Origin of the sequence: Candidatus Photodesmus blepharonis, assembly GCF_000731795.2 — a bacterium.
GTDB lineage: Bacteria > Pseudomonadota > Gammaproteobacteria > Enterobacterales > Vibrionaceae > Vibrio > Vibrio blepharonis.
Genome location: NZ_JGVK01000027.1, coordinates 98,605 through 112,630, shown reverse-complemented (window position 1 = coordinate 112,630; position 14,026 = coordinate 98,605). Strand labels below are relative to the sequence as shown.

General features: G+C 37.9%; 10 protein-coding genes and 1 tRNA gene. 4 read left to right on the top strand and 7 right to left on the bottom strand.

Features of this window, described 5'->3' with window-relative positions; translation table 11 throughout:
* The first annotated feature begins 14 nt into the window (after window positions 1–14).
* On the top strand, window positions 15–1,307 hold the full coding sequence (locus CF67_RS03490) for an inorganic phosphate transporter (RefSeq protein ID WP_034414485.1): 1,293 nt from the start codon (window positions 15–17) through the stop codon (window positions 1,305–1,307).
* Here CF67_RS03490 and folD read toward each other — a convergent pair.
* Entirely contained in the window at window positions 1,304–2,170 is an 867-nt protein-coding gene (folD, locus tag CF67_RS03485; protein WP_034414483.1) for a bifunctional methylenetetrahydrofolate dehydrogenase/methenyltetrahydrofolate cyclohydrolase FolD, read from the bottom strand. The genes CF67_RS03490 and folD overlap by 4 nt on opposite strands.
* Window positions 2,171–2,334: 164 nt before the next feature.
* On the opposite strand from folD, the gene CF67_RS03480 reads away from it, so the two are divergent.
* Window positions 2,335–2,411: transfer RNA gene (locus tag CF67_RS03480), tRNA-Arg, on the top strand.
* 144 nt (window positions 2,412–2,555) lie between these two features.
* Here CF67_RS03480 and rpoD read toward each other — a convergent pair.
* The 3 genes from rpoD to rpsU all read right to left on the bottom strand — a co-directional run bounded on the left by rpoD (window position 2,556) and on the right by rpsU (window position 6,633).
* Window positions 2,556–4,376 carry an RNA polymerase sigma factor RpoD gene (gene rpoD / locus CF67_RS03475; RefSeq protein ID WP_034414481.1) on the bottom strand — a complete coding sequence of 607 codons (1,821 nt, stop codon included), beginning with the start codon at window positions 4,374–4,376 and terminating at the stop codon, window positions 2,556–2,558.
* 100 nt (window positions 4,377–4,476) lie between these two features.
* Window positions 4,477–6,219, bottom strand: coding sequence for a DNA primase (dnaG, locus tag CF67_RS03470; protein WP_034414479.1), 1,743 nt, complete (start codon window positions 6,217–6,219; stop codon window positions 4,477–4,479).
* Window positions 6,220–6,417: 198 nt separating this feature from the next.
* Window positions 6,418–6,633, bottom strand: coding sequence for a 30S ribosomal protein S21 (gene rpsU, locus CF67_RS03465; RefSeq protein ID WP_034414477.1), 216 nt, complete (start codon window positions 6,631–6,633; stop codon window positions 6,418–6,420).
* A gap of 238 nt (window positions 6,634–6,871) precedes the next feature.
* Here rpsU and tsaD point away from each other — a divergent pair, with 238 nt between their 5' ends.
* Window positions 6,872–7,906: a tRNA (adenosine(37)-N6)-threonylcarbamoyltransferase complex transferase subunit TsaD gene (gene tsaD / locus CF67_RS03460; RefSeq protein WP_034414475.1), complete on the top strand. Its 1,035-nt coding sequence runs from the start codon at window positions 6,872–6,874 to the stop codon at window positions 7,904–7,906.
* Between the two features lie 11 nt (window positions 7,907–7,917).
* Here tsaD and recA read toward each other — a convergent pair whose 3' ends face one another.
* Window positions 7,918–8,958: a recombinase RecA gene (recA, locus tag CF67_RS03455; RefSeq protein ID WP_034414473.1), complete on the bottom strand. Its 1,041-nt coding sequence runs from the start codon at window positions 8,956–8,958 to the stop codon at window positions 7,918–7,920.
* Window positions 8,959–9,272: 314 nt separating this feature from the next.
* On the opposite strand from recA, the gene mutS reads away from it, so the two are divergent.
* Window positions 9,273–11,864 carry a DNA mismatch repair protein MutS gene (gene mutS / locus CF67_RS03450; protein WP_034414471.1) on the top strand — a complete coding sequence of 864 codons (2,592 nt, stop codon included), beginning with the start codon at window positions 9,273–9,275 and terminating at the stop codon, window positions 11,862–11,864.
* Between the two features lie 5 nt (window positions 11,865–11,869).
* Here mutS and rpoS read toward each other — a convergent pair whose 3' ends face one another.
* Both rpoS and CF67_RS03440 read right to left on the bottom strand, forming a co-directional pair.
* Window positions 11,870–12,856, bottom strand: a complete 987-nt coding sequence (gene rpoS, locus CF67_RS03445; RefSeq protein ID WP_034414467.1) for an RNA polymerase sigma factor RpoS — start codon at window positions 12,854–12,856, stop codon at window positions 11,870–11,872.
* A 69-nt stretch (window positions 12,857–12,925) separates the two neighbouring features.
* Window positions 12,926–13,771, bottom strand: coding sequence for a peptidoglycan DD-metalloendopeptidase family protein (locus CF67_RS03440; RefSeq protein WP_034414464.1), 846 nt, complete (start codon window positions 13,769–13,771; stop codon window positions 12,926–12,928).
* Window positions 13,772–14,026: the final 255 nt, after the last annotated feature.

The following is a 14,026-nucleotide window of genomic DNA, read 5'->3' as shown; positions in this document are numbered from 1 at the left end:
TTAAAAATAAAAAAATGGATGTTTTAATAAACTATGGCACTATATTAGTGATTATTTCGGCAGTTTTCGGTTTCTTTATGGCTGTTGGGATAGGAGCTAATGATGTCGCAAACTCAATGGGAATTTCAGTCGGTACAAAGGTATTGACTGTTAAACAAGCAATTTTAATAGCAATAGTCTTCGAATTTGCAGGTGCATATTTTGCGGGAGGTGAAGTAACAAGCACAATTCGAAAAGGCGTCATTGAAACTTCTTCTTTTGTTCATCAGCCAGATATTTTAGTCTATGGTATGATGTCCGCCCTATTAGCTGCAGGAACGTGGCTATTGTTGGCCTCCTATATGGGATGGCCGGTATCTACGACTCACTCAATTATAGGAGCTATAATCGGGTTCGCTTGTACATCAGTTGGAACCCACATCGTGGACTGGGTATCCGTTCAAAGGATTGTAGCCAGCTGGGTCATCACGCCGGCAATTTCTGGACTTATCGCATATGCTATCTTTATCAGTGCGCAAAAGCTAATATTTAACACAGCAAATCCTCTTGTAAACGCAAAACGGTTAATACCTGTTTATATGTTCCTCACTGTAATGGTTCTTTTCTTTATAACAGTTAAAAAAGGTCTTAAGCACATTAACTTACATCTAAGTAATTCTGAGGCCTTTTTTTGGTCAGTGGGTGTATCTGCAGTCGTCATGCTTATTGGTTATATAAATATTCAAAAAAAATACCCTAACCAAAAAAGTGAGGAGAATAGCGATGAAAATGAAAGCAAAGGTGGTTATTCTGATCTAGAAAGGGTATTCGCCTCATTAATCGTTGTCACCGCATGTGCTATGGCGTTTGCGCATGGTTCAAATGACGTGGCCAATGCGATTGGCCCTTTATCTGCCATTGTAGCAACCGTTGAAAACATAGGAGAAATTACAACCCAAAGTAGAATCGCATGGTGGGCCCTTCCGTTAGGTGGTCTGGGTATTGTTGTTGGCCTCGCTGTCCTTGGATTTAGAGTTATTGCAACAGTGGGAACTGGTATAACAGAACTGACCCCAAGTCGTGGGTTTGCAGCTGAACTAGCAACTGCATGCACTGTGGTGCTGGCATCCGGCACAGGTTTACCAATTTCTACTACACAAACCTTGGTAGGTGCAGTACTCGGGGTTGGTTTTGCTCGTGGTATTGCTGCTCTGAACCTAAGAGTAGTGCGGAATATTGTGGCTTCTTGGATTGTGACACTGCCCGCAGGTGGATTGCTTTCAGTAGCTTTCTTTTACATAATTAAGAATATTATGCTGGGCATTTAAACATTTGAGAGATTCCACCCACATGAGGCGATAATCATTGTGTTGTCTATTAAGGCTGCAACTGTCATTGGACCGACACCACCAGGTACTGGAGTAATAAAGCTGGCATTTTCTTTTGCCACGCTATACTCCACGTCTCCGACCAATTGACCGGAGTCTAAGCGATTAATGCCAACATCAACTACAACAGCACCTTTCTTGATCCAAGATCCAGGAATGAAATTAGGTTTCCCGATAGCGACGACGACTAAATCAGCTTGGCGAACATGACTTTCAAGATCTTTGGTAAAACGATGGCATGTTGTTGTAGTACAACCTGCTAAAAGCAACTCCAATGTCATTGGACGACCTACAATGTTTGAAGCACCCACTACTACTGCATGCTTACCACACAAACTAATGTTATAACGATCAAGAAGAGTAATAATACCCTTGGGAGTACATGAACGTAATTTCGGAATACGTTGAGCAAGACAACCAATATTATACGGATGGAAACCATCCACATCTTTTTCTGGCATGATACGTTCTACTACACTCATAGTATTAATACCGAGAGGCAATGGAAGTTGAAGCAAAATGCCATCAATTTCAGAGTCCGTGTTCAATTTATCTATGAGAGTCAACAGGTCTTTTTCGCAAACCGTCTCCGGGATATCATAAAATTTATAAACAAATCCTACCTCTTCACAAGCTTTACGCTTGCTGTCAACATAAATTCGAGAAGCCGGATCCTCACCAACTAATACCACGGCAAGCCCAGGAGCACGTAACCCTACTTTAATGCGTTCCTTAACGCGAGCTGCAACTTCTGAACGAACAATCCGAGAAATCAGCGTTCCATCGATATTTTGAGCAGTCATGAAAATCCTTCATTCTGATCCATAACCATTGGGCGCATTGTCGCAGAAATTTATATCAACATCCATAAAAAATATTTGCTTTGCTCTTCGTTTAAGAACACCTTAACTAAAAATTGTTGATTACGTTAATTAAATCAGTACAATGAACTCCTCAAAATTTAAACGCGCTCTTAGCTCAGCTGGATAGAGCACATCCCTTCTAAGGATGTGGTCGAAGGTTCGAATCCTTCAGAGCGCACCACTTACAATTTTAAAGTACATACCTACTACGAAATTGAAATAGCAGTCGAAACTTGCCCCTCAATGATAAACACCTGAACTGGTATGAATAAACTAACTGCAACTCCACAAAAATGTTACAACACTAAGCATGCTTGGAGTTTAATCACTCGTCAAGGAAGCTACGAAGTGTTTCGGAACGACTTGGATGACGTAATTTACGTAGAGCTTTTGCTTCTATCTGACGTATGCGCTCACGAGTAACATCAAACTGTTTACCCACCTCTTCAAGAGTATGATCGGTGTTCATATCAATACCGAAGCGCATACGCAAGACTTTCGCTTCACGAGGAGTTAAGCCAGATAAAACATCTCTAGTTGCAACTTTCAAACTCGTTGAAGTTGCAGAGTCTAGCGGTAACTCCAAAGTGGTATCCTCAATAAAGTCACCTAAGTGCGAATCTTCATCATCCCCAATAGGTGTTTCCATTGAAATTGGCTCTTTAGCAATCTTCAGCACCTTGCGAATTTTGTCTTCCGGCATTTGCATACGTTCTGCTAATTCCTCTGGCAAAGGTTCACGTCCCATCTCTTGCAACATTTGACGAGAAATTCGGTTTAATTTATTAATTGTCTCGATCATATGTACTGGAATACGAATGGTACGTGCCTGATCCGCAATTGAACGAGTGATTGCTTGACGAATCCACCATGTCGCATAAGTTGAAAATTTATACCCACGGCGATATTCAAACTTATCTACCGCCTTCATTAAACCAATGTTACCTTCTTGGATAAGATCTAAAAATTGCAAACCTCGATTGGTGTACTTCTTAGCTATAGAGATAACCAAACGTAAATTTGCTTCAACCATTTCTTTTTTTGCACGACGAGCCTTCGCTTCACCAATAGACATACGACGACTTATTTCTTTAATGCTCTGCACTGTCAAAGAAGTTTCATTCTCAATAATATCCAATTTTTCTATGGAACGACGAATATTATCCTCACTAGATTTAATTTTCTCTACATATGGCTTATCTGAGGCGAAAACTTCATCTAGCCATACTTGACTCGATTCATTCCCTGTAAATCGTGCAATAAATGATTTCTTTGGCATTTTGCCGTATTCAACAGTTTGATGCATAATTAAGCGTTCTTGAGTACGCACACGATCCATTGAAATACGCAATTCATTCACTAAGTAATCAAATTGCTTTGGTGTGAGACGAAATTCAGAAAATACCTCCTGCAATATTTTAGTTGCTTGAAATACTTTAGTACTTTCGACACCATACTTATTAATTACTAATTGAAGTTCCTGATAAGATTTACGTAAATCAGTAAATTTTTCAAGAGCTAAGTCTGGATCAATACCTGTACTTCCATCTTCTTCCTTGTCTTCATCTTCAAGATCAGATTCCGTAAGATCAGAACCAATATGTGTAGCAGTTGGCGCTGCAGTTCCATCATCGTTAAGGTCAACGAACCCGGAAATTAGATCGGTCAAACGCAACTCTTCTGCTTGAACCCTATCAAACTGTTCAAGGATGTAAGGGATAGTACCAGGATACTCGACTACTGCATTCTGCACTTGACTAATCCCATCTTCAATACGCTTGGCAATATCAATTTCACCTTCTCGAGTTAATAACTCCACCGTTCCCATTTCTCGCATATACATACGAACAGGATCTGTCGTACGGCCAATTTCGTTTTCTACACTTGATAAGGCGGCAGCAGCAGCTTCAGCTACATCCTCATCTGTAATTGTACTGTCATCATTTAGAGCTAGATCGTCTGCGTCAGGAGCAGTTTCTACTACTTTAATTCCCATATCATTAATCATCTGAATAATGTCTTCCACTTGTTCAGAATCTACAATTTCTTCAGGCAAATGGTCATTAACTTCAGCATAGGTCAAATAACCCTGTTCTTTACCTTTAATAACAAGTAACTTTAACTGTGATTGCGGATTTTGATCCATAGATGGTATCCAACTTCATAATCTAGTAATAGACTTAGCAATACGAGTTGCAAATCGTAAATACTAACAAATTCATTTATTTCTAGTCAATTAAACTGACTTATGCTTTGAAATCTAACATCAAAGCCAATAATTCCTTTCTTTCTTGGTCTGGTAAACCAGCACTTCTATCTTTAGCTTGCAAAACCTCAATTTTCTTTTCTACACATCGAGCTAATATTTTATCTAACGAATCTAAAAATACATCTTTTTGATTCTCTTCGTTTAATAAAGGAATCTCACAATTCGCTAGACGAAATAAAAGCACTCCATTCTCTTTATATCGCCAATGTTCCAGTAATTGACCAGCCTTGATGTTGGGGTGAACTCGACAATAATCAAGAATTTCAAACAATAAACCCAATCCAGGTAACGATAATTCTCTAACACTTGAAAGATCTGGTACCAAACTAGCGTAATTTGGATTTTGAATGAGCAAAGCAAGAACTTCTCGCATCGGAGTTCGTTTAAAATTTTTACCTAACTGAAATTGATTTTGATAAAAGCACGACTTTGTTTGCCTTAATTGACTATCAAATCCAGTCTTTGCGTCTAGCAATTTATCTAGAACTTCCTGAAAATAAATATCAGGAATTTTATTAATTAACTTACTAGCATAGGCACGTAACGCTGATTTACCTTCATTTGTTCCTAAATTTAACTGATATAATTTGATTAAATTTTCAAATAAATACGTAGAAAACTGAGTCGCATTTTTTATTAATGCCTCGAATCTATCTTTACCATATTGACGAATATAACTGTCAGGATCTTCACCATCAGGCAGGAATAAAAATTTAAGCATACCGCCAGTTTTTAAGTATTTTAATGAATTCTCTAGTGTACGCCATGCTGCTCCCTTACCTGCTTTATCTCCATCATAACAGCAAATAACAGTGTTAGTTTGCTGAAAGAGTGTCCGCAAATGATTACCCGTCGTGGATGTTCCAAGTGAAGCAACGGAATAATCGATACCATACTGAGCTAAAGCAAGCACATCCATATAGCCTTCTACAACTAAAATTTTGGGAATCACGCAACAGCAATAGTTTTTCAACACCTCATAAAGACCATAGAGTTCCCTTCCTTTATGGAAAATAAATGTTTCTGGCGAATTAAGATATTTTGGCACGCTTTCCTTAAGAGCACGTCCACCAAAACCAATAACTCGACCACGACGGTCATGAATTGGAAACATAATCCGATCGCGAAAACGATCATAGTGTTTATTTTTATTTTTTTTAACTAGCATACCGAGATCAATAAGCATTTCATGCTCTTGAATAAATTTTTGACCTATTAAATTCCATGCATCAGGAACATAACCAACACCGAATTTTTGAATAATTTCGCTAGAAAGCCCACGCTTTCTTAGAAAACTTACAGCAACCACAGACTTAGTAAATTTTAACTGATCGCTATAAAACTGAGCAATTTTATTCATCAGATGATATAGGTTACGTTTTTGCTCAACGTTTCTCGTAAATTGACCAGACCTCCATCGTTCGTGTGGAACATCAAGACCTGAAAGTAAAGCAAGCTCTTCTATAGCCTCAACAAAACCTATCCCATCATATTTCATTAAAAAATCGATAAGGTTACCATGTACACCACAGCCAAAACAGTGATAAAATTGTTTTGCTGAACTTACGGAAAAAGAAGGAGTCCTCTCAGTATGAAATGGACAGCAAGTAGTATAATTCTCACCTTTCTTCTTCAGTTTAATACGCGTGCTAACAATGTCCACGATATCAAATCGGGCTAGAAGATCAAGAATAAAGCTACGAGGAATACGCCCTACCATAAAAATCCGGAAATCGAAAGAACAGAGACAAGCCAGTTATGTATCTACCGCCTACTATCTCATTCAAGTCCTGAAACCAATACTCAAAATGCTTTATTACGTGCTTACAAATAATTAAATAAAAATAATTAATTAAATCAGCAAATTTCAAAAAACGCCTACTACCAACTTGTTATCCTGCTAAGTGTCTAGATACTCTCAGTATAAACGGATCCGGCGCGCGTTTTCACGAGCTAGTTTTTTAAAGTGACGTTTTTGAGCTGCTGCTTTTGCGCGTTTACGGACTGTTGTCGGCTTTTCATAGTATTCACGACGACGCACCTCAGAAAGGATTCCTGCCTTTTCACAAGACCGTTTAAAACGACGCAGCGCAACGTCGAACGGTTCGTTTTCACGCACTTTAACTATTGGCATATACCCTTCCACCTTAGAAATTATTCATTAACACTTATATCTATGTATAAAAAAAGTTGCTACCTTTAAATAGCCTTATCTAAGGTAGCATGGAATTTTAATCTGATCACAATTGTTTTGTAAAGTATTTTATCCTGACACATTTTGCATACAAAACTTATTTGCGAAACTTAAGTAAGCAGAGTAGAGTAGATCCACTTTACTCAAGTTCTTAAAGTACAAAAAATATTTTAACGAAATGCGTGTTATTGGTATTGAAACTTCTTGCGATGAAACAGGTGTAGCCATATATGATGAAGAAAAGGGGCTGCTTTCTCATGTGTTATATAGCCAAGCTAAATTGCACTCTCAATATGGTGGTGTAGTCCCAGAATTGGCATCGAGAGATCACATTAAAAAAATAATCCCGTCGATTAAGCAAGCCCTCCTAGAAGCTCAGCTGACGAAAAAAGATATTAATGCTATTGCGTATACTGCAGGTCCTGGCTTAGCTGGTGCCTTACTGGTTGGAGCTACAATTGGACACAGCATCGCTTACGCATGGAATATCCCTGCCCTACCCATACATCATATGGAAGGACATTTATTATCACCAATGCTAGAAGATATACGCCCCTCCTTTCCTTTTATAGCCCTGTTAGCATCCGGAGGCCACACTATGATAGTAGCAGTAAAAAGTGTTGGAAGATATAAAATTCTCGGAGAATCGCTTGATGATGCAGCAGGAGAAGCATTTGATAAAACTGCAAAATTACTGGGCTTAGATTATCCTGGTGGTCCCTTGCTCTTTCATTTAGCCAAAAAAGGCAATCCAGGTCGTTTTAAATTCCCTCGTCCAATGACAAATCAACCGGGGCTAGACATGAGCTTTTCAGGTTTAAAAACATTTGCTGCCAATACTATTAGATCTCACCGTAATGATAGTCAAACACGTGCAGATATTGCTTATGCATTTCAAGAAGCAATTTGTGATACCCTACTCATCAAATGCGAACGCGCACTACAGCAAACTGGAATGAAAAGCATCGCTATAGCCGGTGGAGTCAGTGCAAATAAGCAACTACGCAAGTCTTTTGATAAACTAACCAAAAAAATTGGCGCTAAAGTTTACTACCCAAGAACTGAATTTTGTACCGACAACGGCGCAATGATCGCATATGCTGGGATGCAAAAACTGAAAAACAATGAAACTTCCAATAATTTATCTATCCAAACTATACCTCGTTGGCCAATTGATCAAATCAAACTAATACAAGAAAATTCAATTAATTAGAACAACGTAGCTTAACTAGAACGCTCGACAATTTCTTCTGTTATTGTTTCACTCTTAGGTGAAGACTGTATCAACAACATCTTTCGAAGTTGTGCATCAATCTTTTGTGCTAACTCTACATTTTCACACAAATACTTACTTGCATTTATTTTACCCTGAGCAATCTTATCACCATTGTAACTATACCAAGACCCCGATTTTTCAATCAATCTGTGTTTGACACCTAAATCAATTAGCTCTCCTTCACGATTAAAACCTTGACCATATAGAATTTGCATTTCAGCTTGCTTAAATGGTGCAGCAATCTTATTCTTGACCACTTTAATACGTGTTTCGTTACCAATAACTTCATCACCTTCTTTAATGGAACCAACACGACGAATATCTAGGCGAACTGAAGCATAAAACTTAAGAGCATTACCGCCAGTAGTCGTTTCCGGGTTACCAAACACAACACCAATTTTCATGCGAATTTGGTTGATAAAAATGCACATGCAACTAGACTGCTTCAAGTTACCAGTTAATTTACGCATGGCTTGAGAAAGCATACGGGCTTGCAAACCCATGTGGCTGTCTCCCATCTCTCCTTCAATTTCTGCTTTCGGCGTTAGTGCGGCTACAGAATCAACAACCATAACATCAATGGCTCCAGAACGAGCTAAAGCATCGCAAATTTCTAGTGCTTGCTCGCCAGTATCTGGCTGAGATACTAAAAGTGCATCAATGTCAACACCTAATTTTTTTGCGTAAATTGGATCCAATGCGTGCTCTGCATCAATAAACGCACAGGTTTTAGCTGCACGTTGCGCGGCAGCAATCAATTCAAGAGTGAGGGTTGTTTTACCGGATGATTCTGGACCATAGATCTCTATAATACGTCCCATTGGCAAACCACCAGCACCTAAAGCAATATCTAAAGAAAGCGAACCCGTAGAAATAGTTTCAACGTCCATCGCTCGATTATCACCAAGGCGCATAATTGCCCCTTTGCCAAACTGCTTTTCAATCTGATTTAGAGCTGCAGCTAGGGCTTTCTGTTTATTTTCGTCCATCACTTTCTCCAATATATCTGCTTATTGATAGATAACTGTTCATTGCTCAGCATGTACAAGACATCACTCCAGACTGGTTAAGCTTACCATGAATTGCCATTCTACTGTTTACTTATCAAGTTTTAATTTTTTCAACAAAACATTTTTAAAGCCACTGCTTAACTCATTGAAATAAGACTTCATCATAATTAATTTTTTTTCAAATCTATTACCTGAGAACGCAATCCTGAGCATTTTAAATCTATTTAAATCTTTTCGTATAACCATAATTCACGTATTGTGTTTCACACAACATAAATAAGAAATGTGCTTCCATGCAAAATGATCAAAAACACACCCCCATGATTCAGCAATACTTAAAATTAAAGGCCGAACATTCCGAAATATTGCTATTTTATCGTATGGGAGATTTCTATGAGCTTTTTTATGACGATGCAAAACTTGCTTCGCAATTATTAGATATCTCCTTAACTCATAGAGGGAAATCAGCAGGAAAACCAGTTCCAATGGCTGGTATCCCATTCCACTCACTTGAAAACTATCTAGCAAAGTTAATTCAACTTGGTGAATCGGCAGCTATTTGCGAACAAGTTGGTGATCCACATACTAACAAAGGACCAGTAGAAAGAAGAGTAGTACAAATTATAACGCCAGGTACTGTTACTGATGAAGTTCTATTACCTGAAAAAATTGATAACTTAATTGCCGCTATCTATCATTGTAAAGGCAAATTTGGCTATTCAACCTTAGATATAACTTCTGGTCGATTTCAGCTAACTGAAATCGAAACAGAGGAAGTAATGGCCTCAGAATTACTGCGTACTTCTCCAAGAGAGCTTCTTTTTCCAGAAAATTTTGAACCCATTCAACTAATACACAACCGAAATGGCAATCGATGTCGCCCTGTTTGGGAATTTGAATTTGACACAGCAAAACAACAACTCAATCAGCAATTTGATACAAACAACCTAGTTGGATTTGGAATTGAAGAAGCAATCTTAGGTTTATGCGCTGCAGGTTGCCTAATACAATATGTAAAAAATACCCAACGTGCTGCACTACCTCATATTCGCTCTTTAACTTTTCAACATCAAAAAAAATTTATGCTATTAGATGCGACTACACGGCGTAATCTAGAAATCACTCACAATCTATCAGGTGGTAGCGAAAACACTTTATCCAAAGTACTTGACCATAGCGCGACTACTATGGGAAGTCGCATGCTTAAACGTTGGTTACATCAACCAATTCGCTGCATTAATACTTTAAATAAACGTCTTAGTGCTATCGAAGAAATCAAAGATCGCTTCCTGTTTTCAGAACTTAGACCTATCCTAAAACAAATTGGCGATATTGAGCGTATTATAGCACGAGTAGCACTACGTTCAGCAAAACCTAGAGATATGACCCGTTTACGTCAAGCTTTAGAACAACTACCTAAACTAGAAATCATACTAAGCTCCGTGACTCACCCCTATTTGGCTGAATTAGCTATGTCATCAAGATCTAGAGAAAAAATATATTTATTATTAAAGAACGCAATAAAAGAAAATCCTCCAGTTCTAATACGTGATGGTAATGTAATTGCTGAAGGCTATAATAAAGAACTAGATGAATGGCGTAACCTAGCAAAGGGTACAAAAGATTATCTCGATAAACTAGAAATTAATGAACGCAAGCGTCATAGTATCGACACGCTTAAAGTTGGTTATAATAGTGTACACGGTTTCTTTATTCAAGTTAGTCGTAAACAAAGTCACTTAGTACCACCTAATTATTTTCGTCGTCAAACATTGAAAAACACCGAACGTTATATAATTCCAGAATTGAAAGAGTACGAAAATAAAGTTCTTAACTCACGCTCAAAAGCTTTAGAGATAGAAAAAAAACTTTGGGAAGAACTCTTTGATCTGCTCATGCCAAACTTAGAATCATTACAAAACCTCGCATCAGCGATTGCACAGATCGATGTCTTGCAAAACCTTGCTGAACGAGCAGAAACATTAAATTATTGCCGTCCTTTTTTGACTCAAAACTCTGAAATTTATATACAATCGGGACGTCATCCAGTAGTTGAACAAGTGATTGATAAACCTTTCATTCCTAACTCAATTGAACTTAACGAAGAACGAAAAATGCTAATTATTACTGGTCCGAATATGGGAGGAAAATCAACCTATATGCGCCAAACAGCATTAATTGTCCTAATGGCACATATCGGTTCTTATGTACCAGCAGAATCGGTTCAAATTGGTTCTGTCGATCGTATTTTTACTCGTGTTGGAGCATCAGATGACTTGGCTTCTGGTCGTTCAACCTTTATGGTCGAAATGACAGAAACAGCAAATATTCTTCATAACGCCACCGCTTACAGTTTAGTGATAATGGATGAAATTGGACGCGGAACTAGCACTTACGATGGATTGTCATTAGCTTGGGCAAGCGCGCAATATCTTGCTGAAAAAAATAATTCGTTGACACTGTTCGCTACTCATTACTTTGAGTTAACCAAGTTGCCAGATCAACTATCTAATCTCGCTAACGTACACTTAAACGCAGTAGAACATGGAAATAAAATTGTCTTTATGCACTCAATACAAACAGGCCCAGCAAACAAATCCCACGGTTTAGCTGTCGCTAGGCTAGCTGGAATCCCAAAAATGGCTATCAAAGAGGCTTTCATAAAACTAAAAGAGCTTGAAGAGACTGCTATAAAACCGAATGAAACAAAATTTCGTTTAGCAGCCGTTAGGAATCAGAAAAATATCATACCTACTTTAAACTTACTAGCGAAAGCTTTAAGAGATATACAGCCTGATGATCTTACGCCTCGTCAAGCATTAGATGAGCTTTATAGATTAAAGGGAATCATTCTAAATGGCAACAAAAAAAATGACCAGAAATAAACCTATTACTCATCTTCAACATTAAATAAATTTTCCATATTTAGACCCTGCCTAACAAGAATTTCTCTCAATCTGCGCAAACCCTCTACTTGAATTTGACGGACGCGCTCCCGAGTTAAATTGATTTCTCGACCAACTTCTTCTAATGTTGATGGTTCGTAACCTAATAGACCAAAACGGCGCGCAAGAACTTCTTTTTGTTTGGAATTCAGCTCGTTTAACCACTGAATTAATGAGTCCTTAATGTCACTATCTTGAGTGAATACTCCAGGATCCGCATTATTCGTATCGGGAATAATATCCAGTAATGCTTTTTCTCCATGACTGCTGATCGGCATATCTACAGAACTCACACGTTCGTTAAGCCGCAAAACTTTACTGACATCGTCAACAGACTTATCAAGCTGAATTGCGATCTCCTCCGCTGTAGGTTCATAATCTAATTTTTGCGATAATTCACGGGCTGTCCGCAAATAGACATTCAGTTCTTTAACAACATGAATCGGTAAGCGAATAGTTCGTGTTTGATTCATCAATGCACGCTCAATAGTCTGTCTTATCCACCAGGTGGCATACGTTGAAAAGCGAAACCCCCTTTCTGGATCAAATTTTTCAACTGCGCGAATCAAACCTAAATTACCTTCCTCGATAAGGTCAAGAAGCGCTAAACCACGATTGCTATATCGACGAGATATTTTCACTACCAACCGAAGATTGCTTTCAATCATACGCCGACGAGCGACCTCATCTCCACGCAAAGTACGACGAGAGTAAAGCACTTCTTCTTCTGCAGTAAGCAAAGGAGAAAAACCAATTTCACCCAAATATAGTTGTGTTGCATCTAAACTTTTCGCGGATACTTCAAATTCTTCCTTTTCGTTAGCATCCATTTGTAAAATTTTAGACTTGCTTTCCTCCTCTTCAAACCCAACAATAAACTCCTCTTCTAAATTGAGTTCTTCAATTTTCGTCGCCATGTTGTCAACACTCATAACACCTCCCTGATTTAGCAAGACATCACTGCGAATTAATTGCGAATTTTGATTCCAAAAAGGTAAACTTTATGGTAGATAGCGTCTAGGATTCACTGATTTTCCCTTGTATCGAATTTCAAAATGCAAATGAACGTTTCCAACTTCTGAGCTACCCATTGTTGCTATTTTCTGACCTGCGACAACATTTTCTCTTTCACCTACGAGCAAGCTTTCGTTGTGCGCATACGCACTAATATAGTCATCATTATGTTTTATAATAATCAAATTTCCATAACCACGCAGGGCATTTCCAGAATAAACGACTACCCCTTCCGCTGCAGATAACACGATCTGACCGCGTTCTCCAGCAATATCTATGCCCTTATTTCCTTGATTTCCAGAGGAAAAATCTTTAATTATCTTACCACTAGTCGGCCATAACCACTTAACAGCATCATTGTTTTGAAGATTAGCATGACTAACTTTCTTAGTGGTACTTAACTTATCTCCAGGCTCAACATACTCCTTTGATTTCAATTGTTCAACCTTATTAATAGGTTCTTTTTCGATCAATTTCGAATTTTGACGACGATCATTATCCAATTTACGAACAATATAAACTGGAGAAACGTCATCTGTTCTAGATTTGTTGAAAACATAAGAAAATTTCCACAATCGAAGTTTCTGACCAGGATAAATAATATAAGGTACTTTTAAATTATTATAACGAATAATTTCTTTTACATCTTTACCTGTAATATAAGAAATGAAATATAGCGTATCACCCTTCTCAACCTCATAATAACTGCCACGATAACTACCCTGATCATAACCCTCATTTAACTCCCAATCTGAAGTAAATTGACTTATGGCACACCCTAGCAACGTACTAAAAATGCATATAGTTAATAAATTTTTATAAAATATTCCCATTCTACTTTTAATTTACCAGGAAGAAAAAATACGAAGTGGTATATTTTGTAATGCTCATCAACATTTTTGTCTAATAACAAGAATTACTTGTCTACAATCTGTACCTTCTTTTAAAAACTCAGAAAAATCTAGCTAAAACAGTAATGCGATTTCATGGAGACTCTTCCATCTCAACTTAATAAGTACCAGAATATTTATCGAAAATATTAAAATCATCTGGCTCATACAATTTTTGGAAAATTTTATATTCTCTGA

Excerpts from the sequence above, each read along its gene's own strand:
- CF67_RS03490 (WP_034414485.1), top strand. The coding sequence starts at position 15 with ATGGATGTTTTAATAAACTATGGCACTATATTAGTGATTATTTCGGCA.
- folD (WP_034414483.1), bottom strand. The coding sequence starts at position 2,170 with ATGACTGCTCAAAATATCGATGGAACGCTGATTTCTCGGATTGTTCGT.
- rpoD (WP_034414481.1), bottom strand. The coding sequence starts at position 4,376 with ATGGATCAAAATCCGCAATCACAGTTAAAGTTACTTGTTATTAAAGGT.
- dnaG (WP_034414479.1), bottom strand. The coding sequence starts at position 6,219 with ATGGTAGGGCGTATTCCTCGTAGCTTTATTCTTGATCTTCTAGCCCGA.
- rpsU (WP_034414477.1), bottom strand. The coding sequence starts at position 6,633 with ATGCCAATAGTTAAAGTGCGTGAAAACGAACCGTTCGACGTTGCGCTG.
- tsaD (WP_034414475.1), top strand. The coding sequence starts at position 6,872 with ATGCGTGTTATTGGTATTGAAACTTCTTGCGATGAAACAGGTGTAGCC.
- recA (WP_034414473.1), bottom strand. The coding sequence starts at position 8,958 with ATGGACGAAAATAAACAGAAAGCCCTAGCTGCAGCTCTAAATCAGATT.
- mutS (WP_034414471.1), top strand. The coding sequence starts at position 9,273 with ATGCAAAATGATCAAAAACACACCCCCATGATTCAGCAATACTTAAAA.
- rpoS (WP_034414467.1), bottom strand. The coding sequence starts at position 12,856 with ATGAGTGTTGACAACATGGCGACGAAAATTGAAGAACTCAATTTAGAA.
- CF67_RS03440 (WP_034414464.1), bottom strand. The coding sequence starts at position 13,771 with ATGGGAATATTTTATAAAAATTTATTAACTATATGCATTTTTAGTACG.